Consider the following 23,083-nt stretch of genomic DNA (forward strand, 5'->3'; position numbering starts at 1 on the left):
CTCACAGCGTGTGGCCGAGGTCGGCCGCGAGGCGGGTCACCAGGTCGTACGCCGCGTCCGGGATCACCGTGCCGGGCGGGAAGACCGCGGTGGCGCCCGCCTCGTGCAGCGCCTCGACGTCCTGCGGCGGGATCACCCCGCCCACCACGATCATGATGTCCTCGCGCCCCTCGGCGGCCAGCTCCTCGCGCAGCGCCGGTACGAGGGTGAGGTGCCCCGCGGCCAGCGAGGAGACGCCGACGATGTGCACGTCCGCCTCGACGGCCTGGCGCGCGACCTCCGCCGGGGTCTGGAACAGCGGGCCGACGTCGACGTCGAAGCCCAGGTCGGCGAAGGCGCTGGCGATGACCTTCTGGCCGCGGTCGTGGCCGTCCTGGCCCATCTTGGCGACCAGGATGCGCGGCCTGCGCCCCTCGGCCTCGTCGAACGCGTCCACCAGCGTGCGCGTCCGCTCGACGGACGGGGACTGGCCTGCTTCGGTGCGGTACACACCGGAGATGGTACGGATCTGGCCCGCGTGCCGCCCGTACACGCTCTCCAGTGCGTCGGAGATCTCACCGACCGTGGCCTTCGCGCGGGCCGCGTCGACCGCGAGGGCGAGCAGATTGCCCTCAAGGCCCTGGCCGGAGCCGCGCTGGGCCGCCGAGGTGAGTGCGCGCAGCGCGTCCTGGCACACCCGCTCGTCGCGCTCCTCGCGCAACCGGCGCAGCTTGGCGATCTGCTGGGTGCGCACCGAGGAGTTGTCGACCTTCAGGACGTCGATCTGCTCGTCGCTCTCCACCCGGTACTTGTTGACGCCGATGACCGGCTGGCGCCCCGAGTCGATGCGCGCCTGGGTGCGCGCCGCGGCTTCCTCGACGCGCAGCTTCGGGATGCCGGCGTCGATGGCCTGCGCCATGCCGCCCGCCGCCTCGACCTCCTCGATGTGCTGCCAGGCCCGGCGCGCCAGGTCGTACGTGAGCTTCTCGACGTACGCGCTGCCGCCCCACGGGTCGATGGTCCGCGTCGTGCCCGACTCCTGCTGGATCAACAGCTGGGTGTTGCGGGCGATGCGCGCGGAGAAGTCGGTCGGCAGGGCGAGCGCCTCGTCCAGGGCGTTGGTGTGCAGCGACTGGGTGTGACCTTGCGTCGCCGCCATCGCCTCGACACAGGTGCGCGTGACGTTGTTGAACACGTCCTGCGCGGTCAGCGACCAGCCCGAGGTCTGCGAATGGGTGCGCAGCGAAAGGGACTTGGCGTTCTTCGGGTCGAACTGCTTGACCAGCTTCGCCCAGAGGAGGCGCGCCGCGCGGAGCTTGGCGACCTCCATGAAGAAGTTCATCCCGATCGCCCAGAAGAAGGAGAGCCGCGGCGCGAACGCGTCCACGTCCAGGCCCGCCTCCTGGCCGGCGCGCAGATACTCCACGCCGTCGGCGAGGGTGTACGCCAGCTCCAAGTCGGCCGTCGCGCCCGCCTCTTGGATGTGGTAGCCGGAGATCGAGATGGAGTTGTAGCGCGGCATCTTCTGCGAGGTGTACGCGAAGATGTCGGAGATGATCCGCATCGAGGGCTTCGGCGGATAGATGTAGGTGTTGCGGACCATGAACTCCTTGAGGATGTCGTTCTGAATGGTCCCGGCCAGCTTCTCGGGCGGTACGCCCTGCTCCTCGGCCGCCACGATGTAGAGCGCGAGCACGGGCAGCACGGCGCCGTTCATCGTCATCGACACCGTCATCTTGTCCAGCGGGATGCCGTCGAAGAGCTGACGCATGTCGTAGATCGAGTCGATCGCCACGCCCGCCATGCCGACGTCGCCCGTCACGCGCGGGTGGTCACTGTCGTATCCGCGGTGCGTGGGCAGGTCGAAGGCGACGGAGAGGCCCTTCTGGCCCGCCGCGAGGTTGCGGCGGTAGAAGGCGTTGGACTCCTCGGCGGTGGAGAATCCCGCGTACTGCCGGATGGTCCAGGGCTGGTTCACGTACATCGTCGGGTACGGACCGCGCAGATACGGCGCGACGCCCGGGTACGTCCCCAGGAAGTCCAGGCCCTCCACGTCGGCGCCGGTGTACAGCGGCTTGACCGCGATGCCCTCGGGCGTCTCCCACAGCAGATCGCTCTCGGACCTGCCGGTGGACTCCTTCACCGCCGTGCGCCACTGCTCGTGCGACCCGTCGGCGCCGGTCCCGGCGTCCAGGTCGATGGAGGAGAAGTCGGGGATCCGCATTACGCCACTCCCATGCGGTCGAGGGTGGAGGAGAGCACGGCGACGGCGTCACAGCCCGCGAAGACGTACGCGTCGACATCGGCGTACTCCCCGCGCCCGGCCAGGAACACCCGCTCCGCGCCCGCCGACTTGAGGGCCCGCGCGACGGCTTCGGCCTGTTCGGCGTAGAGCGCGTCGCTGGAGCACAGACACGCGACGCTCGCGCCACTGGCCCGGAACGCCTCGGCGGCCGTGCCGGGATCCACCGTCGCGGGCTCGTGGACGGCCTCGATGCCGCCCGCCTGGAAGAGGTTCGAGGCGAACGAGGCCCGCGCGGTGTGCGCGGCCGCGGGGCCGAGCGCGGCGAGGAACACCTTCGGGCGCGCACCGGTCCGCGCGAGGTGGGCGTCCGAGCGGGCGCGCAGCGCCTCGTACGCCTCGTCGCGGCGCACCCGGGGCAGCCCGCCCGACGGTCCGGCCGGCGCGGCCTCGCGCTCCACGGAACGCTCGACGAGCTGCGGGAACTCGCTGACACCGGTGATGGGTTCACGGCGCCGGGCGAGCTTCTTGCTGCGCTCGGCCCAGGTGGCGGCGAGGCGTTCGCCCACCATCCCGGAGCGCAGGGCCGCCGCCTGGCCGCCCGCACGCTCGATCTCCTGGAAGAACTCCCAGCCCGCCCGCGCGAGTTCGTCGGTGAGCCGCTCCACGTACCAGGAGCCGCCCGCCGGGTCGATCACCCGGGCGAGGTGGGACTCCTCGATGAGGATCGTCGACGTGTTGCGGGCGATGCGGCGCGCGAACGCGTCGGGCAGGCCAAGCGAGTGGTCGAACGGCAGCACGGTGACGGCGTCGGCGCCGCCGACGCCCGCCCCCAGACAGGCCACGGTGGTGCGCAGCATGTTCACCCACGGGTCGCGGCGGGTCATCATCACCGGTGACGTCACCGCGTGTTGGCGCTGTGCGCCCGCCGCGGCGGAGCCGCACACCTCGGCCACCCGGGCCCACAGCCGCCGGGCCGCGCGCAGCTTGGCGATGGTCAGGAACTGGTCCGCGGTGGCCGCGTAGCGGAACTCCAGCTGGGCGCAGGCCTCTTCGACCGAGAGGCCCGCGGCGGTCAGCTCCCGCAGATAGGAGACGCCCGTGGCGAGCGAGGCGCCGAGCTCCTGCGCCGCCGAGCCGCCGGCCTCGTGGTAGGGCAGCGCGTCCACCGTGAGGGCCCGCACGCCGGGGTGGCGCCGCACGCACAGCCGCGCCAGCTCCACGGCCTCGGCCGGGTCCAACGCCTCGCCGGTACGGGCCTCGTGGGCGAGGACGTCCGCGCCGAGGGTGCCGCGCGCCGACTCCGCGGGGACGTCCGCGGCCTCGTACAGGTCGAGCAACGCCCGCGCCGCCGGGCCGAATTCGGCGCCCGCGTCGAGCGCGATCGGCGCGAGGTCGAGATAGACGCCCTTCAGCGCCGACGCCAGAGCGGGGGCCGGGACGCCGTTGGCGCCCACGCCCAGCCACACGGACGTGACGCCGTTCTCCAGGTCCCCGAGGACGGCCTCGTTCGTCCGGGCGGGATCGGAGCCCGTGTGGCGCTGCCGCACGTCCCAGCCCGCCGCCGCGGTGCCGCCGGCCGTGCCACCCCGTACGAAGGGGGCAAAGCCGGGATGTCCGACATCGGGTGTCGCGTCGCGGGCGGTGTACAGGGGGCGGGTGGTGAGCCCGTCCTCGAGGGCGGTGGACAGCGCTTCCTCGGCGGCCGTCCCCGATGCGTCCTTACCCGATTTGCGCAGCACGCCTTCCACAAGGCGCTGCCACTGCTCATGGGTCGCATCAGGGAACTCGGCGGCCAGCGGAAGCCCGTCGTCAGGCAGGACCGTCATGCCCCGATGCTAGGGCGCAACCCATGGCACGCGGTGCCATCAAGGGCTGTGACCTTGCCCTCTTCTGATCGCTCTTGATCTCGAACGAGCGGACGGCTATTGATTGCCGCAGGCATCGAGCCGACCGGAGGGCGTGGTTCCGGGCCACGCGACCGCGCCCGCCCGCGCCCCCGCTGTCCGCTCCCCGCGCCGGGGCCGGGGCGGCCGTCAGGCGGAGACGCGGGCTGCCTGACGGGGCGGCGCCACGGGCGTCCCCGTGACGTACTGGACGTACTCGCGCTGCAGCCGGAAGCCGGCGGTCCAGGCCAGCAGGCGGCTGGGGCGGTTGTCGCGGCCGCACGACCAGCTCGCCGTGCGGCCGCGCGCGGCGATGTCCGCGCACAGCGCGGTGACACAGGCGAGGGCCAGGCGCTCGCGCCGGCGCTCGGGCGCGGTGAGCACCGCCACGTCCTCGTACGCCTGCCCGGTGAAGTAGCTGCACGCCACGGCGGCGACCCGGCCGCCGCGGTCGACGGCCGCCCAGCCGTGCCCGGAGGCGGCGAGGCCTTCGGGCCCGCCCCAACTGTCGTGGATCCAGGTGGACTCGGGTCCGAGGGCGACGAGGGCGGGGGCGTCGGCGGGCATCAGCCGGCGGACCGTCACACTGCGCGGCGTGCGGGGCGGTTCTGTCTTCTCGCGGTGTACGTACACCATCCGCTCGGCCGGTACGAGCCGGTCGAAGGCGGCGCCGAGCACCGGCAGGAACCGGGCGGGAGCCTCGACGTGGCTGCGGGCGAAGGGGGCCAGCAGATCCGGCGCGAGACTGCCCGCGTCGCCGCGCAGCAGCACGTGGCCCGCGCACGAGACCGCCACGGCCCGTGGGTCGAGCGCGCGGTCGGCCCACCAGCGCCCGACGCCGACGGCCGCCACGTGCTCGGGCAGGGAGCCGGGCCCGGGTGTCCCGGGGGTGAACCAGCGGGGCACGGCGGGCAGGTGGTGCGGGGGGACCTCGATCATCAGGCGCTCCTCCGGAGTGAGACCTTCGGGTGAAACGGGTGCGACGGCGGGTGGAACCGGTGTGCGGGACGGGGCGGGTGCGCCGGGACGGACCGGTGCGCCGGTCGGCCGGGCCCCGGCCGGAGGGCCGGCCGGCCCGCGCCGAGCACCACCGCGCCGCACTCCCGCCGTGCCGGACATCCAACTGTCCCGCGCCCGCGGGCTCAAGACCGCCTCATCGACTCTGACTCGACCCGTACGAGTGGACGGCGTGAGCGTCGGCATCGCGTCAGAGGACGGCGCCCTCGCGTCAACGTCGCGTCAGGGAGGGTCGGTTGGCGCGGGGTGCCGGGCATAACGTCGTCGTGTCCCGCAGGTTTCGTACGCCCCCTGTCTCCACCGGAGGAATCCCATGACCGCGCTTCTGTACGGCGAGGACCCCGAGCCCTGCGAACCCGGCCCGGCCGGGCCGCTGTTCGTCCCCGTCCGGCCGGGACCCGCGGGCTGCGTGGCCCGCCTGTTCCGTACCCCCGTGGGCGGGCGCACCGCCGTCGCCTTCACCACCGAACAGCGTCTGCGCGCCGCCCTCGGAGCCCGGCAGCCGTGGGTCCGCCTCTCCGAACCGGCGCTCAGGTCGCTGACCGAGCCGCTCGGTGTCGGTGAGGTCACCGTCGACCCGCGCCTGGCCGCCCACGCCGTGGGCCATCCGCGGCGGCTGCCCCCGGAGCCCCGCACGACCGACCGGTGGGGCCCGGACCCCGACGCGGACCTGAGGCCGGCCGGCAGCCCCCGGCGCCTCACCGGCGCGGCCGCCCAAGTGGGCGCCCTGACCCTGTGGTTCGGCTGAGGACGAGGCGAAGAGAGAAACGGTCATGACCACCCTGCGCGTACCCCCGCTCACCCAGGCCCCGGCCCGGCACGACGAAGCCGCAAGGCACGAAGAAGTCAGCAGGCACGACGAGGTCATCAGGCACCACAAGGCGATCCGGCACGACGAGACGATCCCGCACGACGACGACCTGTCCGTCTGGCCCGCGTCCACCGCCCGCCTCCCCGACGGCGACCTCACCGTCGGCGGCGTGCCGCTCACCGAGGTCGCCGAGCGGTTCGGCACCCCCGCCTACCTCGTCGACGAAGGCGACGTACGGGCCCGCTGCCGCACGTACCGGCGCGCCTTCCCGGACGGCGAAGTCCTCTACGCGGCCAAGGCGTTCCTGTGCCGCGCCATGGCGCACTGGATGGACGAGGAGGGCCTCGGCCTGGACGTGTGCTCGGCCGGCGAGCTGGAGCTGGCCGTCACGACGGGGTTCCCCGCCCACCGCGTCGTGCTGCACGGCAACGCCAAGAGCCCGCAGGACCTGCGGGCCGCCCTGCGGCTCGGGGTGGGCCGGATCGTCATCGACAGCGCGTCGGAGATCGCCAGGATCGCCGCCGCCGTACCCCCGGGCAGCCGGCAGAAGGTGCTGGTCCGGGTGGTGCCGGGGATCGCGGCGGGCGGCCACGCCAAGATCCGGACGGGCACCGACGACCAGAAGTTCGGCCTGTCCCTCAACGACGGCTCCGCACAGCACGCGATCGCCCGCATCCTGGACCAGCCGACCCTCGAACTCGTGGGCCTGCACTGCCATCTGGGCTCGCAGATCACTTCGGTGAAGCCGTTCGTCGCCGCGGTGCGGCGCCTGGTCGGGCTGATGGCCCGGATAGCGGACCAGCACGGCGTCACCCTCCCCGAACTGGACATCGGCGGCGGCCACGGCATCGCGTACCGCCCCGGTGAGGAGGCCCTCGACGTCACCGCGCTCGCACGCCGGGTGCGGGCCGAGCTCGAACAGAGCTGTGCGGCGGCGGGCCTGCCGGTGCCACGCCTCGTGGTGGAGCCGGGCCGCGCCATCGCGGGGCCCGCCGGGGTGGCGCTCTACCGCGTCCTCGCGGTCAAGCGGACCGGCGGCACGACCTTCGTCGCCGTCGACGGCGGGATGAGCGACAACCCGCGACCGGCCCTCTACGGCGTGCGCTACGTGCCGCGCCTGGTCGGCCGGCGCTCCACGGCGGCCCCCGCCCCGGTGACGGTCGTCGGCCGGCACTGCGAGGCGGGCGACATCCTCGCCTCGGACGTGGCGCTGCCCGGCGACGTACGGCCCGGAGACCTGCTCGCCGTCCCGGTGGCCGGGGCGTACCACCTGTCGATGGCATCCGGCTACAACCTCGTGGGCCGCCCACCTGTGGTTGCCGTGTCCGAGGGGCACGCGCGGCTGCTGGTCCGCCGTGAGTCGCTGGAGGACTTCCGCAGCCGCGACGTGGGCCTCTGACCGGAACGCGCGACGGCCCCGGGGCGGGAAGCCCCGGGGCCGTGACGTCGTACGTAGTGCGCTGGGGCAGCACTCGGCCTGCCCCCAGGCGGCGCTAGAGGATCGCGCCCGGCGTGTAGGCCGCGGCCTCCGGGTGCTCCTTGAGCAGCGCCTCGATCTGCGCGACGACCGTGCCGACCTGGTCGCTCGCGGCGCCGGTGAAGGACAGCTTGTCGGCCATCAGCGCGTCCAGCTCCGCGCGGTCCAGCGGGATGCGGGTGTCCGCGGCGAGCTTGTCGAGCAGTTCGTTGCGCTCGGCGCCCTGCTCGCGCATGGCGAGCGCGGAGGCGACCGCGTTCTCCTTGATCGCCTCGTGGGCCTCCTCGCGGCCGACGCCCGCGCGCACCGAGGCCATCAGGACCTTGGTGGTGGCGAGGAAGGGGAGGTAGCGGTCCAGCTCGCGCGCGACGACGGCGGGGAAGGCGCCGAACTCGTCGAGCACGGTCAGGAAGGTCTCAAGCAGACCGTCGAGCGCGAAGAACGCGTCCGGCAGGGCGACGCGCCGCACGACGGAGCAGGAGACGTCACCCTCGTTCCACTGGTCGCCCGCCAGCTCGCCGGTCATCGACGCGTAGCCGCGCAGGATGACGGTGAGGCCGTTGACGCGCTCGCAGGAGCGGGTGTTCATCTTGTGCGGCATCGCGGACGAACCGACCTGGCCCGGCTTGAAGCCCTCGGTCACCAGCTCGTGGCCCGCCATCAGACGGATCGTCTTGGCCAGCGAGGAAGGCGCAGCCGCGACCTGTACGAGCGCCGTCACGACCTCGTAGTCCAGCGAGCGCGGGTAGACCTGGCCGACCGAGGTGAACGCGCGGTCGAAGCCGAGGTGCCCGGCGATGCGCTGCTCCAGGTCGGTCAGCTTCTCCGCGTCGCCGCCGAGCAGGTCGAGCATGTCCTGGGCGGTGCCGACCGGGCCCTTGATGCCGCGCAGCGGGTAGCGGCCGAGGAGGTCGTCCACCCGCCGGTAGGCGACGAGCAGTTCGTCGGCGCCGGTCGCGAAGCGCTTGCCCAGCGTCGTCGCCTGCGCGGCGACGTTGTGGGAGCGGCCCGCCATGACCAGCTCGGCGTACTCACCGGAGAGCCTGCCGAGCCGGGCGAGGACCGCGACGGTACGGGAGCGGATCAGCTCGAGGGAGAGCCGGATCTGCAGCTGCTCCACGTTCTCGGTGAGGTCGCGCGAGGTCATGCCCTTGTGGACGTGCTCGTGCCCGGCGAGGGCGTTGAACTCCTCGATGCGGGCCTTGACGTCGTGGCGCGTGACCTTCTCGCGCTCGGCGATCGAGGCCAGGTCGACCTGGTCGAGCACGCGCTCGTAGTCGGCGATGGCGGCGTCCGGGACCTCGATCCCGAGGTCCTTCTGCGCACGCAGCACGGCGAGCCAGAGCTGACGCTCCAGCTTCACCTTCTGCTCGGGCGACCAGAGGGTGGCGAGCTCGGCGGAGGCATAACGTCCGGCGAGGACGTTCGGGATACGGGGCTTTGCAGGCGCGGCAGTCACGTGTACGGATTCTACTGGGCGTTCGTGCAGGCCAGCGCCACGCCCCCGTTCGTCGGAAGCTACGAGAGCGTGCGCCGTCCGGCGCCGCGCGGGCGGGCCCCGTACGACTGGGCTCGGCCCCTAGGGGCGCGGGTCCTCGTAGGGGAGCAGGTCGGGGCGCTTCGGGGCGCGGCCGTCGCCGGAGGAGCGGCCGGTGAGGCGGCGGCCTATCCACGGGCCGAGGTACTGGCGGGCGAAGCGGGCGTCGGCGATCCGGCGCGAGGTCCAGCCCGGCGGCACGGCGAGGGGCAGCGGGCTCTGCCAGTCGTCCTCGGCGTCGTACCCGAGCGCCTGCCACACGGCCTCGGCGATCCTGCGGTGGCCCTCGGCGGTCGGGTGCAGCCGGTCCACGTCCCACAGCCGCTGGTCGCCGAGGACGGCCGCGCCGTACAGGTCCACGACCAGCGCGCCGTGCCGCCCCGCCAGGTCCTCGACGTAGGAGTAGAGCTCCTCCATGCGCGGCCGGAACCGCTGCAGGACGGGGCCGTTGCGGCCCGGACTGCGCATCAGGACGAGCTGCTTGCAGGAGGGGGCGAGACGTTCGACGGCCTCTTCGAGCAGGGCGCGCACGCGGCCCATGTCGCACTTGGGACGCAACGTGTCGTTGAGCCCGCCGACCAGGGTGACCACGTCGGCCTGCATGGCGGCCGCGACGTCCACCTGCTCGTCGACGATCTGGCCGATGAGCTTGCCCCGCACCGCGAGGTTCGCGTACCGGAAGCCGGGGGCGTGCGCAGCCATCCGGCCGGCCAGGAGGTCGGCCCAGCCGCGATAGGTGCCGTCGGGCATGAGGTCCGACATGCCCTCGGTGAAGGAGTCGCCCACCGCGACGAGACTGGTGTAGTTGGCATTCATCTGCATGGCGGCAGCGATGGTATCTCGCCGGGGCCCGTCGGTGTCGGGCGTCGGGCGTGATCGGCGTCGGAGAGCGGGGCGGCGGCCGCCCGGACCCTGGGCAGCGTGGCTGCCCCGCGGTATGCCAAAGGCACGCCGTCGTCACGAGAGAGCGAGCCCGCCATGTGGACCGCAGCATTCTGGAAGGCCACCGCGGAACGCGCGGTCCGCACGTTCGCCCAGGCGCTGGCCGCCGTTCTGGTGGCCGGGGCGACGAGCCTCCTCGACGTCCCCTGGGGCGCCGCCTTCGCGACGGCGGGCTGGCCGCGCTGCTCGCCGTCCTGACGGCGGTCGGCGCCTCGGAGGCCGGCGCACACGGCCCGGGGATCACCGAGCGTCCGAACCCGACGACGCCCGCCGGGGCGGGAGAGCCGGTCCGCTGAGGACCCGGGGAGGGGCGGTGCCGGAGCCACGACGACGGGTCGGGGCTCCGGCGGCCCCCTAAGGGGCCCAGGGGGCCGTCCGGCCGATCACGCGGGCTGGCCGAAGAGCTCCCGGAGCACGTCCTCCATCGTGACCATGCCGGCCAGCCGCCCGTCCGCGCCGAGCACCGCCGCCACGTGCGTACGGCTGCCGCGCATGGCGGTCAGCACGTCGTCCAGCGGCGTCGTCTCGCGCACCTGGGCGATCTTGCGCATCTCCGGCACCCGGAACGGCAGATCGCGCGGCGCCCGGTCCAGGGCGTCCTTGACGTGCAGATAGCCGACGATGCGCCGGCCGTCGTCCACCACGGGGAAGCGGGAGAACCCGGAGTCCGCCGAGAGCTGCTCCAGCTTCTCCGGGGTGACGCCCACGCGCGCGTACACGACGTCCTCCAGCGGCAGGACCACGTCCCTGACCGGACGGCGCCCCAGCTCCAGCGCGTCGTGCAGCCGCTCCTGCGCGCGGTCGTCGATCAGCCCCGCGTCACCGGAGTCCTTGACCATGCGGGCGAGGTCCTCGTCGGAGAAGCTCGCCGACACCTCGTCCTTCGCCTCCACGCGCAGCAGCTTCAGGAGCCCGTTGGCGAACGCGTTGATCGCGAAGATCACCGGGCGCAGCGCCCGCGCGAGCGCCACCAGCGGCGGGCCGAGGAGCAGCGCCGAGCGCACCGGCTCGGCCAGCGCGATGTTCTTCGGGATCATCTCGCCGAGCAGCATGTGCAGGTAGGTCGCCACGATCAGCGCGAGCACGAACGAGATCGGGTGGACCAGGCCGTCCGGCACACCGACCACGTCGAACACCGGCTCCAGCAGATGCGCGAGGGCCGGCTCCGCGACGATGCCGAGGACCAGGGTGCACAGCGTGATGCCCAGCTGCGCCGCGGCGAGCAGCGCCGACACGTGCTGAAGGCCCCACATCACGCTCTTGGCGCGCCGGTCCCCCTCGTCCGCGTACGGCTCGATCTGACTGCGGCGTACGGAGATGAGCGCGAACTCGGCGCCCACGAAGAAGGCGTTGACGACGAGCGTCGCCAGCGCGATCAGCAACTGGATGGCGGTCATCGGGCATCCTCCTCGTGGTCGTCGGTGTCCAGGGGCGCGTGCAGCAGCACCCGCGCGGCGCGCCGCCCCGCGGCGTCCACGACGTCGAGCCGCCACCCGCCCACGTCGACGCCGTCACCGACGGCGGGGATGCGGCCGAGCTCGGTGGCGACGAGGCCGGCGAGCGTCTCGTACGGCCCGTCGGGCGCCCGCAGGCCGACCCGCGCGAGCTGGTCGGTGCGGGCCGCGCCGTCGGCGGAGTAGAGGGTTCTGCCGTCGTCGTCGGTGCCGGCGAGGGCGATGTCGGGCGTCTCGTGGGGGTCGTGCTCGTCCCGCACCTCGCCGACGACCTCCTCGACGATGTCCTCCAGGGTGGCGACGCCGGCGGTGCCTCCGTACTCGTCGATGACCACGGCCATGGTGCGCTTGCCCGAGAGCCGGTCGAGGAGCCGCTCGACGGTCAGCGTCTCCGGTACGAGCAGGGGCTCACGCATCAGCTCGGCGACGGAGACGCGCTGCCTGCGCTCGGCCGGTACGGCGAGCACGTCCTTGATGTGGGCGATGCCGACGACCGTGTCGAGGTTGCCGCGGTAGACCGGGAAGCGGGAGAGGCCCGTGGCGCGCGTGGCGTTGGCGACGTCCTCGCAGGTGGCGTGCACATCGAGGGCCATGACCTGGACGCGGGGCGTCATCACGTTCTCCGCGGTCAGGTCGGCGAGGTTCAGGGTGCGCACGAACAGCTCGGCGGTGTCCGCCTCCAGGGCCCCCGCCTTGGCGGAGTGCCGGGCCAGGGCGATGAGTTCCTTGGGGCCGCGGGCGGAGGCGAGCTCCTCGGTGGGTTCGAGGCCGAAGCGGCGCACCGAGTGGTTCGCGGTGTTGTTCAGATGGGCGATGAAGGGCCGGAACATGGCGCTGAACAGGCGCTGCGGCGTGGCCACCCGCTTGGCGACGGCGAGCGGCGTGGAGATCGCCCAGTTCTTCGGGACCAGCTCGCCGATCACCATCAGGAAGACCGTCGACAGGGCCGTGCCGAGGACCAGGGCGATGGACGAGGCCGCCGACCGGGAGGCCCCGAGGTCGCGCAGCGGGCCCGCGATGAGCTTGGCGATGGAGGGCTCGGAGAGCATGCCGACCACCAGGTTGGTGACCGTGATGCCGAGCTGCGCGCCGGAGAGCTGGAACGTGAGGTTCTTGACGGCTTTGAGGGCGCCGGTGGCGCCGCGCTCGCCCCGCTCGGCGGCCCGCTCGAGCTCGCTGCGCTCGACCGTCGTGAGGGAGAACTCCGCGGCGACGAAGACACCGCACGCCAGGCAGAGCAGCAGCGCCACGAGGAGCAGAAGCACTTCGGTCATCGGGTCACCTCCGTCCCATGATCGGACAGGGGCGGGAGGAATGCGCGATGTCGGGTACTGGGAGGCTCGCCCATGGGCGGACGCTCACACCTTTCAGTCGGATACGAGTGGTGGAACCATGGTAAAGGATCAGCAAAGCCACTCGAACCCCTGTTGGGCCTGTTGCCCCTCTTGCCCCTGTTGGGCCGGCCGGTCCGGCCGGTGGCTCACTCCGTGAGCGGCTTCACCCAGCGGCTCCACTGCGGCTCGGGAGCGTAGCCTGCCGCGCGCCAGGCGTGCTGGGCGAGTTCGTTCCGGTCCAGGACCATCGCGTCGCCGCGGCGCCCGCCGAGCCGTACGAACCGCTCCTCGGCGGCGGCAAGCAGCGCCGCCCCCACCCCGCGCCGCCGGTGGTCCGGGTGCACGGCCAGGCGGTAGAGGTGGCAGCGCCAGCCGTCGAATCCCGCGATGACCGTGCCCGCGAGCCCCCCGTCGCGCTCGGCGAGGATCAGCGCCTGCGGATCGCGGGCCACGAGCCGCTCCACGCCGGAGCGGTCGTCGCTGATGCTGGTGCCCTCGGCGGCCACCTTCCAGAAGGCCAGCACCGCGTCGAGGTCCTCGGGCGCTGCGGCCCGTACACGAAGGTCATCCCTGCCGTTACGAAGATCATCCATACCGGCATCCCACCACCGGCCGATCCCTGCCGCAGCGCGTTTCAGGATGCGGACGACAGGTCGGGGTCAAGGTGCGACTAAGGGCCGGGGCGCCGGGCCCGTACAAGCCCCGTCACCCACCACTCCGTCACTCGTGCGCGATGGCCGCCAGCACGTTCATGCGTGACGCCCGCAGGGCGGGGAGCAGCGCCGCCGCGAGCCCGACGACCACCGAGCCGATCACCACCGCGACGATCGTCGTCCAGGGGAACGCCAGCTCCTTCATGCCCTGGAGCGCGAGGATCTGCTGCACGGCGACGCCCCAGACCAGACCGAGCGCGAGCCCGAGCAGCGCGCCGAACACCGCGATCACCACCGACTCCAGGCGGATCATCCGGCGCAGCTGACGCCGGCCGAGCCCGATGGCGCGCAGCAGCCCGATCTCTCGGGTGCGCTCCACGACCGACAGCGCCAGGGTGTTGACCACACCGAGGACGGCGATGACGATCGCGAGCCCGAGGAGCGCGTAGACGAGATAGAGCATCACGGCGATCTGCTGCCGGATCAGCTCCTTGTAGTCGGCCTGGTCGCGCACCTGCACCTGCGGATACGGGTCGAGGGTCTTGTCCAGGCGTGCGCGCAGCGTGTCCGCGTCCGTGCCCGGGGCCGCGTTGACGTACAGCGCGGAGTCCTGGCCGCCCGGCACGTACTTCTCGACCGTGCCGAACCCGAGGAAGAGGCCGCCCTCCACGCCGAACCCCTCGGCCGTGTCCTGGTCGGTGAGCGCGCCGACCGTCAGCTTCGCCGCGCGCCCGCCGGGGAATGTCGCGGACAGCGTGTCGCCGACGCGCACCCGGTGCTTGTGCGCGAAGTCCTTGTCCATGCCGATCCGGTCTGCCGCCAGCGCTGCGCGTGAACTCCCTTGCGCGTACGTGACCTTGGCGACGTCGTCGAGCCGGGGATCGTATCCCGCGGCGGTCGACTCGACGTTCTTGCCGTCGGGCAGGGCCAGTTCGACGGGGGTGAAGCGCTGGCGCACGACGAGGCCCGCGCCGTCGGTGCCCCTGACCTTGCCGGTGATCTCCGGGGAGAACGGCAGGAAGTTGCCGTTCTGCACGACGAAGTCGGCCCCGAGGGTCTTGTCGATCTGCCGGTCGAACGACTTCGTCATCGACGCGCTGGCCACCGAGAGTCCGCCGACCAGCGCGAGCCCCACCATCAGCGCGGCCGCCGTGGCGCCCGTGCGGCGCGGGTTGCGCAGCGCGTTGCGCTGGCTCATCCGGCCGACTGAGCCGAAGACCGCCGGGAACGCGCCGCCGAGGACCCGGATCACCGGCCGGACCAGGAGAGGCCCCGAGATGATGGTGGCGATCAGGGTCAGGACGATGCCGAGACCGAGCAGGGAGGACGCCGACGCGGTCTTCTCCGCCGTCGCACAGCCCACCAGCGCGGCGGCGCCGGCCGCGCCGACGAGGGCGCCGGCGATCGCCCGTACCCTCAACGGCCGCCCCACACCCGCGATCTCGGCGTCGGCGAGGGCCGCCATCGGTGAGACGTGCGCGGCCCGCCGGGCCGGCAGATACGCCGCGACGAACGTGACGCCGACCCCGACCACGTACGCGGCCACCGGCGTCACCCACCCGATGACCATCTCCGTGGACTTCAGGTTCATCCCGAGCAGGCCGATCAGCTCGATCAGGGCGAGGGCGAGACCGATCCCGGCGGCGAGCCCCAGCGTCGAGCCGGCCAGACCGAGCAGCAGCGCCTCGATGAGCACGGAGCGGCGCACCTGCTTGCGGTCGGCGCCGAGCGCGCGCAGCAGACCCAGTTCGCGCGTGCGCTGCGCGATGAGCATCGAGAAGGTGTTGACGATCAGGAAGATGCCCACGAGGACGGCGACACCGGCGAAGCCGAGCATCACGTACTTGATGACGTCCAGGAACCCGCCGAGCTGGGCGGCGGCCGAATCGGCCTGTTCGTCGGCGGTCTCCAACTCGTAGCCGGAGCCCAGTTCGGCGGCGATCCGCCGCTTGAGGGTGGTGTCGGAGACGCCGTCGGCAGCCGTCACCGAGATGCTCGTCGCCTCGTCCGTCGAGCCGAGGAGCTTGTCCTGGGCGGTCGGGGTGTCCAGGTAGACCAGGGCCGCGCCGGGGTTGGTGGTGGTGAACGTGGCGATGCCGACGATCTCGACCTTGAAGGAACCGGGGCGCGCGAGGACGGTGAGGGTGTCGCCGATCTCCACGTCCTTCTTGTCGGCCGTGTCCGCGTCGAGCATCGCCTGGCCCGCACCGCGCGGTGCGTGGCCCGAGGTGAGCTCCACGGGGCTGCGGTCGCTGGGGTACCAGTTGGTGGCGACGGTGGGGGCGCCCGTCGTCGGGCCCACGGATTCGTTGTCGCGGTCGACGACGGTGATGTTGTCGACCGACGCGTCGACGTGCGTGTCCTCGACCCCGGCCACCCGGTCGACCCGGTCCTTCAGGCGCACCGGCACCGTCGGTGTCTGCCCCGAGGGCACCGCTTCGTCCAGGTCGTCCTTGGGCGAGACGGTCACGTCGGCCGCCGTGGAGGCGAAGAGCCGGTCGAAGGTGCGGGTGACCGTGTCCGAGAAGATCAGGCTGCCCGTCACGAACGCCACCGAGAGGATGACGGCGAGCGCGGAGAGCACCAGCCTGCCCTTGTGCGCGAGGAAACTCCTGAGCGTCGCCTTCAGCACCGCGGGCCCCCGGCTCAGCCCTGTGCGGACGGACGGTCGGTCTGCGGGGAGGTGGGTTGCCGCCCTCCGGGCGTCATCGCCTGCAGCGTGTCGAACCGCTTCATGCGCTCCAGGACCGCGTCCGCCGTCGGGCGTTCCATGTCGTCCACGATCCTGCCGTCGGCGAGGAAGAGGACCAGATCGGAGTGGCCGGCCGCGCCGGGGTCGTGGGTCACCATCACCACCGTCTGACCGAGCTGGTCCACCGCGTCGCGCAGGAAGCCGAGGACTTCGAGCCCGGCCCGCGAGTCGAGGTTGCCCGTCGGCTCGTCGGCGAAGATCAGCTCGGGTTTCGCGGCCAGGGCCCGCGCACAGGCCACCCGCTGCTGTTGCCCGCCGGACAGCTGGGCGGGCCGGTGTTTGAGACGGTCCCGCAGGCCCAGCGTGTCGATCACGTGCTCCAGCCAGTCGCGGTCCGGCCGCTGCCCCGCGATGTCCATCGGGAGTGTCATGTTCTCCAGGGCGTTGAGGGTGGGGATGAGGTTGAACGACTGGAACATGAAGCCGATGCGGTCCCGCCGCAGCCGGGTCAGCTCCTTCTCCTTCAGACCCGTGATCTCCGTGTCGCCGAGCCACACCTGGCCGGCCGAGACGTTGTCGAGCCCCGCCAGACAGTGCATCAGGGTGGACTTGCCGGAGCCGGAGGGACCCATGACGGCCGTGAAACGCTCACGCGCGATGTCCACGTCGACCGAGTCGAGGGCGAGGACGGCGGTCTCGCCCGAGCCGTACGCCTTGGTGAGGCCGCGGGCGCGCGCGGCGGTCCCGGCGGCCCCCGAACGTCCCGTGAACGGTGCCGAAGCAGCTGTGGACAAGGCGGCCTCCTGGGTTGTGGCCGTTCCAACTCCCGTGACCGTGCCGAGAGTAGTGGGCCGCCTGAGTGTCCGGTATCCCTCCGAGGTCGGGCCCCGAGACGCATGTAAGGGGCATGGTCCCGCGCCCTTGTCGTGCTAGCACTTGGGCGCTAGCTTGACGGTATGGCGAAGACCCAGTTGAACGTACGCGTGGACGAGGGCACCGCCCGGGCCGCGCGGGAGCGGGCCCTGGCCCGGGGCATGAGCGTCAACCGCTACATCGAAGAACTCGTCAGACAGGACTCCGGCGAGGTGGGCCACACCTTCGTCGAGGCCGCCGCCGACTTCATGAAGCAGTACGAGTCCGTCTTCGCCGAGGAGTTCGGCGTCGAACGCGAGGGCAGCCGCCCGTTGCGTGAAGGTCGTCGCTGAGCCGTTGAACCTCAGAATCGACCTTGCCTGGCTCCTGATGATCGCCGAACACAAGACGCCCGGAGACCCCCAGGTCACCGACTGGGGCGCACTCGTCGCCGCCGTCGGCAGACACGAGGCGGAGATATTCGGGATGCCCGTCTACGAGACCCCGCACGACCGCGCGGCGGCGCTCCTCCAGGTCCTGCTGCACATCCCCGCGCTCGAACGCTCCAACGCGCTCTTCGCCGCCTCCGTCGCGTACGCCTACCTCGTCTCCAGCGGCCTCAAGGTCGTCACCTCGCCCGAGCAGGTGCGCGATCTGGCACGGCTGGTGAAGGAGGACGGCGCGAGCGTGCACGACATCGCGGCGGAGCTGCGCCAGTGGAGCCTGTGACGTCCTGGGCGGGGCCGGGTCAGGGTGTGTGGTCCGGGCGCAGTGCCGTGCCGATCACGCAGTACGAGGTGGGCAGGCGCGGCCCCTTCGCGGGTACCAGCAGGTGGCGGTGGTCGCCCACCTCGAAGCCGGCCTCGCGCAGCGCGCCCAGCGTGTCGCGCCCGACGTGACAGCCGCCGAACAGCGGCGGCCACACCGTGCGGTCCAGGGCGCGCTGCGTGGCGGACATCAGCCTCCCCGGCGCGCGGCCGTGCTCGAAGAACCGCACCTGCCCGCCGGGCCGCAGCACGCGCCGCAGTTCGGCCAGCGCCCGCGGCACGTCGCGCACACTGCACAGCACCAGGGAGAGGACGGCCGCGTCGAACGCCTCGCTCTTGACGGGCAGCGCCTCCGCGGCGCCCGGCACGACGTCGACCGGCACGTCCGCGCGCAGCGCCGCGGTGACCGCCAACCGCCGCAGCATGCGCTCCGGTTCGATCGCCACGACCTCGGAGACCGCACCCGGGTAGTACCCGAAGTTGAGGCCGTTGCCGGCGCCCACCTCGATGACCCGCCCGGAGAGCCCGGCGAGCAGCTCGCGGCGGCGGGGACCGATCAGGGGTTCGGCGGCGACGCTCTGACGGGCGTAGAAACGGGCGAAGACGGGGTGGTGCACGGCGTCCCGGGACGCGGCGGATCGGGCGGAGCGCGGCGACATGGGCCCTCCTCGGCGGAGCGAGCGGATACCGCCATGGTGCCCTCGGGGAGGCCGTTCTCCGCAGTCCCCGGGCCGAGGTGTTGCCGAGGTGTTTCGGTGGCGTCCCCTACGGGTGGTCCGCCGGGGCGCCTCGCCCTGGCGGACCGGCCACCGACCGCCGCGGCCGGATCAGCGCGGCGCGGGCGCCTCACGCTCCGCGAACGACGCCCCGTCCCAGGTGCCGCCGAGCTCGGGCCCGAGCCAACTCCCGGCCGCCGCGCGGAAGGCGGGCCCGTCCAGCAGCCCCGACCCCTCGGGGATCGCGCCGAGCAGCGCCCGGCCGGACGCCGCCGGAAGATCCGCGAGGTTGCACCGGGATGCCAGGTCCGGCGCGGCGGGCCAGCTGCCGACGACGACACCCAACTGCGCCACCCCGCGAGCCCGCAGGGCCTCAGCCGTCAGCGTCGTCGCGTTCAGGGTGCCGAGCCCCGCCGCGGCGACCACCAGGACCGGCGCGTCCAGGAGCCGCGCCACGTCCGCGAGCGTGCCGCCCTCGTCGTCAAGGCGTACGAGCAAACCGCCCGCGCCCTCGACCAGGACCAGGTCGTGCTCGACGGCCAGCTTCCGGGCGGCGTCGGCCACGTCCTGCGGGCTCACCGGAGCCATCCCGGCCCGGCGGGCGGCGGTGTCGGGAGCCAGCGGCTCGGGGAAGCGGGCGAGTTCGAGCGTGGTCACGGCGTCACCCGCCAGCCGCGCCACCTCCTGCGCGTCCCCCGGCTCGCCGGGCGCGACGCCGGTCTGCGTGCCCTTGAGCACGGCGACGCTCCGACCCGCCGCGAGGGCGACGGCCGCCACGGCGGCCGTCGTCACCGTCTTGCCGATCTCCGTGCCCGTACCGGACACCATGATCACCGTCATGTCAGCCCTCCCGCGCCGCGGCGCACACCGCGCGGGCGATCCGCGCCACGTCGTCGTCCCCCGTGATGAACGGGGGCATCGTGTAGATCAGGTCGCGGAACGGCCGCAGCCAGACGCCCTCACGGACCGCGGCGCGCGTCGCAGCCGCCATGTCCACCGGGTGGTCCAGCTGAACCACCCCGATCGCGCCGAGGACGCGGACGTCCCGCACGGACGCGGAGTCGGCCGCCTCGGCCAGACCGTCCCGCAGCCCCGCCTCGATGCGCTTGACCTCGGTCTGCCAGTCCTGCCCGAGCAGCAGGTCGATCGAGGCCCCGGCGACCGCCGCGGCCAGCGGGTTGCCCATGAACGTCGGCCCGTGTGCGAGCACCGGCACCTCGCCCCGCGAGATGCCGTCGGCGACCCGCGTCGTGCACAGCGTCGCCGCCAGGGTCAGATAACCGCCGGTCAACGACTTGCCCAGGCACATCACATCGGGCGTGACGCCCGCGTGCTCCGCCGCGAACAGCGCTCCCGTACGGCCGAAGCCCGTCGCGATCTCGTCGAAGACGAGCAGCACGTCGTGCGCGTCGCACGCCTCGCGCAGCACCCGCAGATAGGCGGGGGAGTGGAACCGCATCCCGCCCGCGCCCTGCACCACGGGCTCGACGATCACGGCCGCCAGCTCGTGGGCGTGGCGTTCGATCATGTCGTGCAGATGGGTCGCGTACGACTCCTCGTACGCCGACGGCGGCGCGTCCGCGAACACCTGGCGCGGCAGGACGCCCTGCCACAGCTCGTGCATCCCGCCGTCCGGATCACAGACGGCCATCGGCTGCCAGGTGTCCCCGTGGTAACCGCCGCGCCAGGTCAGCACCCGCTGCTTCGCGGGGCGGCCGAGGGAGCGCCAGTACTGCAGGCACATCTTCAGGGCGACCTCGACCGAGACGGAGCCGGAGTCGGCGAGGAAGACGTGTTCGAGCCCCTCGGGCGACATGTCGACAAGCCGCTTCGCGAGCCGGACCGCGGGCTCGTGGGTGAGTCCGCCGAACATGACGTGGCTCATGCGGTCCAGCTGGCCGCGCACCGCGTCGTTGAGGACGGGGTGGTTGTAGCCGTGGATCGCCGACCACCAGGACGACATCCCGTCGACCAGCTCCGTGCCGCCGTCCGCGAGGCGCAGCCGGACGCCGCTCGCGGACTCGACGACCAGGGGTTCCTGGCGGCCCGGCATCGGCCCGTAGGGGTGCCAGACGTGCTGCCGGTCGAGGGCGAGGAGCTCCGCGGTGGACAGGTCAGGCATTGGGCGCCAGGTCCGTTCCCGCGCCCCGGCGGCGCACCGCCACCAGGTCCGTCCGCGCCTCGCCCGGTTCGACCGAGGCCGTGGCTTCGGCCACCGGCTCCGCGACCTGCTCCACGGCCTGCTCAGGAGCGCCGCACGGACCACAACCGCCGCCCTCATGCGAGCCGCAGCCGCCACCCTCGTGCGACCCGGACCCGCACCCGGCCGCCGCGTGCGAACCGCAGCCGCCCGCCGCCGCGTCCGCGCGGTGCCGCGGCAGCGTGACCTGGTCCGCGCCCTCCACCTCGAAGCCGGCGTCCGCGATCATGTCCAGGTCCGCCTGGCCCGCCTGGCCCTCACTGGTCAGGTAGTCGCCGAGGAAGATGGAGTTGGCGAGGTTCAGGGCGAGCGGCTGCATCGAGCGCAGATGGACCTCGCGGCCGCCCGCGATGCGCACCTCGACGTCCGGGCAGACGAAACGGACCATCGCGAGGATCCGCAGACAGCGCTGCGGCGTGAGGTTCCACTCCTTGGCCAGCGGCGTGCCCTCGAAGGGGATCAGGAAGTTCACCGGCACCGAGTCGGGGTCGAGCTCGCGCAGCGCGTACACCACGTCGACGAGGTCCTCGTCGCTCTCGCCCATGCCCGCGATCAGCCCGGAGCAGGCGGACAGGCCCGCCGCGTGCGCCTTCTGCACGGTGTCGACGCGGTCGGCGTACGTGTGGGTCTTCGTGATGCCCGCGTACGTCGCCTCGGACGTGTTGAGGTTGTGGTTGTAGGCGTCGGCGCCCGCGCCCCGCAGCCGCTCCGCCTGGCCGTCCGAGAGCAGGCCCAGGCAGGCGCACACCTCGACGCCCTCGTTCTGCTCCTTGACCGCCGCGATGGTCTGCGCCACCCGGTCGACGTCACGGTCGGTCGGTCCGCGGCCGCTGGCCACCAGGCAGACCCGCTTGGCGCCGCCCGCGACACCGGCCGCCGCGGCCTGCGAGGCCTCGTCGGGCTTCAGCCAGGTGTACTTGAGGATCTCCGCCTTGGAGCCGAGCCGCTGCGAACAGTACGAGCAGTCCTCGGGGCACAGACCCGACTTGAGGTTGACCAGATAGTTGAGTTTCACCCGCCGCCCGAACCACTGCCGCCGCACCCTCCCGGCGGCGGCCACTACGTCCAGGAGATCGTCGTCGGAGGTGGCCAGCACGGCCAGCGCCTCTTCGCGGGTCGGCAGCTCGCGCCGAAGCCCCTTGTCCACCAGCGTGTTCAGCAGATCCATGGCGCTGATCCTTACGCACGGCAGCCTCCCCGGCCAAGGAGAGTTCGCACAACAGAACCGGTTTGAGGTGTGGGTATTGCCACATACTGGCCAGGTGGCACGACGGCTAAGGTCTGTGCAATGTCTACAAACAGGCACCCCGTGACGGGCGCGTCCACCGCGCCGAGCAGCGCGTCCCCCGACTCCCCGTCGGGCGCGGCGTTCGGCTGGCTCGACGATCAGGCCAGGCTCCGCGCCGACGCCGGACTCGTCCGCACCCTGCGCCCGCGCCCCGCAGACGCGGACGGCCTCCTCGACCTCGCGGGCAACGACTACCTCGGCCTGACCCGGCACCCGGAGATCACCGAGGGCGCGGCGGCCGCGGCCCGGCGCTGGGGCGGTGGCGCCACCGGCTCCCGGCTCGTCACCGGCACCACGGAGCTCCACGCCGAACTGGAGCGCGAGCTCGCCGACTTCTGCGGGTTCGAGGCGGCGCTCGTCTTCTCCTCGGGCTACGCGGCGAACCTGGCGGTCGTCACCGCGCTCGCCCCGCACGGCGCACTGATCGTCTCCGACGCGGGCAACCACGCGTCGCTGATCGACGGCTGCCGGCTCGCCCGCGGTACGACGCAAGTGGTGCCGCACGCGGACCCCGAAGCGGTGCGCAAGACGCTGGACGGCCACGAAGGTCCCGCGGTCGTGGTGTCCGACTCGGTCTTCTCGGTGGACGGCGACATGGCGCCGCTCACCGAACTCGCCGCGGTCTGCCGGGAGGCCGGCGCCGGACTGATCGTCGACGACGCCCACGGCCTCGGCGTACTGGGCGACGGCGGCCGTGGCGCCCCGTACGCGACGGGGCTCGCGGGCGCGGACGACACCGTCGTCACCGTCACCCTCTCCAAGTCCCTCGGCAGCCAGGGCGGCGCCGTACTCGGCCCGGCCCGGGTCATCGAGCACCTGGTCAACGCGGCCCGTACGTTCATCTTCGACACGGGTCTCGCACCCGCCGCAGCCGGCGCCGCACTGGCGGCCCTGCGCCTGCTGCGCCGCGAACCCGAACGCGCCGCCCGTGCCCGCGAGGTCGCTGCCGAGCTGCACCGGCGCCTGACGGCCGAGGGGCTCTCGGCGGTGCGCCCCGACGCCGCCGTCGTCTCGGTGCGCGCGCCGTCACCGGAGCAGGCCGTGCGGTGGGCGGCCGACTGCCGGGCCGACGGGCTCGCGGTGGGCTGCTTCCGGCCGCCGTCGGTGCCCGACGGCATCTCACGACTGCGGCTGACCGCCCGGGCCGACCTCACCGACGCGATGATCGCCGATGCGGTCCGGGTGATCAGCCGCAGAGCACCCCGGTGAAACGTGCCCGGCCCGCGGGAGGCCGGG

20 protein-coding genes are annotated in these 23,083 nt (G+C 72.9%); 6 read left to right on the top strand and 14 right to left on the bottom strand.

Going from position 1 to position 23,083, the window contains the following annotated elements; all coding sequences use genetic code 11:
- Nucleotide 1: 1 nt before the first annotated feature.
- The 3 genes from scpA to ACFYO9_RS17505 form a co-directional block, all read right to left on the bottom strand.
- Nucleotides 2–2,203, bottom strand: coding sequence for a methylmalonyl-CoA mutase (gene scpA / locus ACFYO9_RS17495; RefSeq protein WP_358709037.1), 2,202 nt, complete (start codon nt 2,201–2,203; stop codon nt 2–4).
- Complete coding sequence (gene mutA / locus ACFYO9_RS17500; protein ID WP_358775876.1) at nt 2,203–4,050, bottom strand: methylmalonyl-CoA mutase small subunit; 1,848 nt, start codon at nt 4,048–4,050, stop codon at nt 2,203–2,205. The genes scpA and mutA overlap by 1 nt, the downstream gene beginning before the upstream one ends.
- A gap of 207 nt (nt 4,051–4,257) precedes the next feature.
- A complete protein-coding gene (locus tag ACFYO9_RS17505; RefSeq protein ID WP_358775877.1) occupies nt 4,258–5,046 on the bottom strand; it encodes a GNAT family N-acetyltransferase in 789 nt (262 codons plus the stop codon).
- Between the two features lie 391 nt (nt 5,047–5,437).
- On the opposite strand from ACFYO9_RS17505, the gene ACFYO9_RS17510 reads away from it, so the two are divergent.
- On the top strand, nt 5,438–5,872 hold the full coding sequence (locus ACFYO9_RS17510; RefSeq protein WP_358775879.1) for an SAV_915 family protein: 435 nt from the start codon (nt 5,438–5,440) through the stop codon (nt 5,870–5,872).
- A gap of 25 nt (nt 5,873–5,897) precedes the next feature.
- Nucleotides 5,898–7,334 (top strand): diaminopimelate decarboxylase, encoded by a 1,437-nt coding sequence (lysA, locus tag ACFYO9_RS17515; RefSeq protein ID WP_355806798.1) that lies wholly within the window; start codon nt 5,898–5,900, stop codon nt 7,332–7,334.
- A 94-nt stretch (nt 7,335–7,428) separates the two neighbouring features.
- Here lysA and purB read toward each other — a convergent pair whose 3' ends face one another.
- Nucleotides 7,429–8,871 (bottom strand): adenylosuccinate lyase, encoded by a 1,443-nt coding sequence (purB, locus tag ACFYO9_RS17520; protein WP_358775881.1) that lies wholly within the window; start codon nt 8,869–8,871, stop codon nt 7,429–7,431.
- Nucleotides 8,872–8,991: 120 nt separating this feature from the next.
- Nucleotides 8,992–9,771, bottom strand: coding sequence for an SGNH/GDSL hydrolase family protein (locus ACFYO9_RS17525; RefSeq protein WP_355806801.1), 780 nt, complete (start codon nt 9,769–9,771; stop codon nt 8,992–8,994).
- 156 nt (nt 9,772–9,927) lie between these two features.
- Here ACFYO9_RS17525 and ACFYO9_RS17530 point away from each other — a divergent pair, with 156 nt between their 5' ends.
- Nucleotides 9,928–10,089 carry a holin gene (locus tag ACFYO9_RS17530; protein WP_358775883.1) on the top strand — a complete coding sequence of 54 codons (162 nt, stop codon included), beginning with the start codon at nt 9,928–9,930 and terminating at the stop codon, nt 10,087–10,089.
- A gap of 185 nt (nt 10,090–10,274) precedes the next feature.
- On the opposite strand, the gene ACFYO9_RS17535 is transcribed toward ACFYO9_RS17530, so the two are convergent.
- The 5 genes from ACFYO9_RS17535 to ACFYO9_RS17555 all read right to left on the bottom strand — a co-directional run bounded on the left by ACFYO9_RS17535 (nt 10,275) and on the right by ACFYO9_RS17555 (nt 16,818).
- Nucleotides 10,275–11,288 carry a hemolysin family protein gene (locus ACFYO9_RS17535; protein ID WP_355806805.1) on the bottom strand — a complete coding sequence of 338 codons (1,014 nt, stop codon included), beginning with the start codon at nt 11,286–11,288 and terminating at the stop codon, nt 10,275–10,277.
- The gene (locus ACFYO9_RS17540) at nt 11,285–12,619 is read right to left on the bottom strand and encodes a hemolysin family protein (protein ID WP_358775885.1); all 1,335 of its coding nucleotides are present in this window, start codon (nt 12,617–12,619) and stop codon (nt 11,285–11,287) included. Before ACFYO9_RS17540 ends, ACFYO9_RS17535 begins: the two co-directional genes overlap by 4 nt.
- Nucleotides 12,620–12,825: 206 nt before the next feature.
- Nucleotides 12,826–13,272 (bottom strand): GNAT family N-acetyltransferase, encoded by a 447-nt coding sequence (locus tag ACFYO9_RS17545; RefSeq protein WP_358775887.1) that lies wholly within the window; start codon nt 13,270–13,272, stop codon nt 12,826–12,828.
- Nucleotides 13,273–13,399: 127 nt separating this feature from the next.
- Nucleotides 13,400–15,964: an FtsX-like permease family protein gene (locus tag ACFYO9_RS17550; RefSeq protein ID WP_355806811.1), complete on the bottom strand. Its 2,565-nt coding sequence runs from the start codon at nt 15,962–15,964 to the stop codon at nt 13,400–13,402.
- Between the two features lie 14 nt (nt 15,965–15,978).
- Complete coding sequence (locus ACFYO9_RS17555) at nt 15,979–16,818, bottom strand: ABC transporter ATP-binding protein (RefSeq protein ID WP_358775889.1); 840 nt, start codon at nt 16,816–16,818, stop codon at nt 15,979–15,981.
- Nucleotides 16,819–16,980: 162 nt separating this feature from the next.
- Between ACFYO9_RS17555 and ACFYO9_RS17560 the strand changes: the two genes are divergently transcribed.
- Both ACFYO9_RS17560 and ACFYO9_RS17565 read left to right on the top strand, forming a co-directional pair.
- Nucleotides 16,981–17,229 (top strand): toxin-antitoxin system HicB family antitoxin, encoded by a 249-nt coding sequence (locus tag ACFYO9_RS17560; protein ID WP_355806815.1) that lies wholly within the window; start codon nt 16,981–16,983, stop codon nt 17,227–17,229.
- 37 nt (nt 17,230–17,266) lie between these two features.
- On the top strand, nt 17,267–17,605 hold the full coding sequence (locus ACFYO9_RS17565; RefSeq protein ID WP_388666390.1) for a fic family toxin-antitoxin system, toxin component: 339 nt from the start codon (nt 17,267–17,269) through the stop codon (nt 17,603–17,605).
- Between the two features lie 19 nt (nt 17,606–17,624).
- Here the strand turns inward: ACFYO9_RS17565 and ACFYO9_RS17570 are convergent, their stop codons facing one another.
- The 4 genes from ACFYO9_RS17570 to bioB form a co-directional block, all read right to left on the bottom strand.
- The gene (locus ACFYO9_RS17570; RefSeq protein WP_355806819.1) at nt 17,625–18,302 is read right to left on the bottom strand and encodes a class I SAM-dependent methyltransferase; all 678 of its coding nucleotides are present in this window, start codon (nt 18,300–18,302) and stop codon (nt 17,625–17,627) included.
- 168 nt (nt 18,303–18,470) lie between these two features.
- Nucleotides 18,471–19,199 carry a dethiobiotin synthase gene (gene bioD, locus ACFYO9_RS17575; protein WP_358775891.1) on the bottom strand — a complete coding sequence of 243 codons (729 nt, stop codon included), beginning with the start codon at nt 19,197–19,199 and terminating at the stop codon, nt 18,471–18,473.
- 1 nt (nt 19,200) lies between these two features.
- Nucleotides 19,201–20,481 (bottom strand): adenosylmethionine--8-amino-7-oxononanoate transaminase, encoded by a 1,281-nt coding sequence (locus ACFYO9_RS17580; protein WP_355806823.1) that lies wholly within the window; start codon nt 20,479–20,481, stop codon nt 19,201–19,203.
- On the bottom strand, nt 20,474–21,727 hold the full coding sequence (gene bioB, locus ACFYO9_RS17585) for a biotin synthase BioB (protein ID WP_358775893.1): 1,254 nt from the start codon (nt 21,725–21,727) through the stop codon (nt 20,474–20,476). Before bioB ends, ACFYO9_RS17580 begins: the two co-directional genes overlap by 8 nt.
- 120 nt (nt 21,728–21,847) lie before the next feature.
- On the opposite strand from bioB, the gene ACFYO9_RS17590 reads away from it, so the two are divergent.
- Nucleotides 21,848–23,056 (top strand): 8-amino-7-oxononanoate synthase, encoded by a 1,209-nt coding sequence (locus ACFYO9_RS17590; protein WP_358775895.1) that lies wholly within the window; start codon nt 21,848–21,850, stop codon nt 23,054–23,056.
- Nucleotides 23,057–23,083 lie beyond the last annotated feature (27 nt).

Origin of the sequence: Streptomyces sp. NPDC005863, assembly GCF_042871345.1 — a bacterium.
Taxonomy (GTDB): domain Bacteria; phylum Actinomycetota; class Actinomycetes; order Streptomycetales; family Streptomycetaceae; genus Streptomyces.

Coding starts and splice junctions, on each gene's coding strand:
- scpA (WP_358709037.1), bottom strand. CDS start 2,203: ATGCGGATCCCCGACTTCTCCTCCATCGACCTGGACGCCGGGACCGGC.
- mutA (WP_358775876.1), bottom strand. CDS start 4,050: ATGACGGTCCTGCCTGACGACGGGCTTCCGCTGGCCGCCGAGTTCCCT.
- ACFYO9_RS17505 (WP_358775877.1), bottom strand. CDS start 5,046: ATGATCGAGGTCCCCCCGCACCACCTGCCCGCCGTGCCCCGCTGGTTC.
- ACFYO9_RS17510 (WP_358775879.1), top strand. CDS start 5,438: ATGACCGCGCTTCTGTACGGCGAGGACCCCGAGCCCTGCGAACCCGGC.
- lysA (WP_355806798.1), top strand. CDS start 5,898: ATGACCACCCTGCGCGTACCCCCGCTCACCCAGGCCCCGGCCCGGCAC.
- ACFYO9_RS17525 (WP_355806801.1), bottom strand. CDS start 9,771: ATGCAGATGAATGCCAACTACACCAGTCTCGTCGCGGTGGGCGACTCC.
- ACFYO9_RS17530 (WP_358775883.1), top strand. CDS start 9,928: ATGTGGACCGCAGCATTCTGGAAGGCCACCGCGGAACGCGCGGTCCGC.
- ACFYO9_RS17535 (WP_355806805.1), bottom strand. CDS start 11,288: ATGACCGCCATCCAGTTGCTGATCGCGCTGGCGACGCTCGTCGTCAAC.
- ACFYO9_RS17540 (WP_358775885.1), bottom strand. CDS start 12,619: ATGACCGAAGTGCTTCTGCTCCTCGTGGCGCTGCTGCTCTGCCTGGCG.
- ACFYO9_RS17545 (WP_358775887.1), bottom strand. CDS start 13,272: ATGGATGATCTTCGTAACGGCAGGGATGACCTTCGTGTACGGGCCGCA.
- ACFYO9_RS17560 (WP_355806815.1), top strand. CDS start 16,981: ATGGCGAAGACCCAGTTGAACGTACGCGTGGACGAGGGCACCGCCCGG.
- ACFYO9_RS17565 (WP_388666390.1), top strand. CDS start 17,267: ATGATCGCCGAACACAAGACGCCCGGAGACCCCCAGGTCACCGACTGG.
- ACFYO9_RS17570 (WP_355806819.1), bottom strand. CDS start 18,302: ATGTCGCCGCGCTCCGCCCGATCCGCCGCGTCCCGGGACGCCGTGCAC.
- bioD (WP_358775891.1), bottom strand. CDS start 19,199: ATGACGGTGATCATGGTGTCCGGTACGGGCACGGAGATCGGCAAGACG.
- ACFYO9_RS17580 (WP_355806823.1), bottom strand. CDS start 20,481: ATGCCTGACCTGTCCACCGCGGAGCTCCTCGCCCTCGACCGGCAGCAC.
- bioB (WP_358775893.1), bottom strand. CDS start 21,727: ATGGATCTGCTGAACACGCTGGTGGACAAGGGGCTTCGGCGCGAGCTG.
- ACFYO9_RS17590 (WP_358775895.1), top strand. CDS start 21,848: ATGTCTACAAACAGGCACCCCGTGACGGGCGCGTCCACCGCGCCGAGC.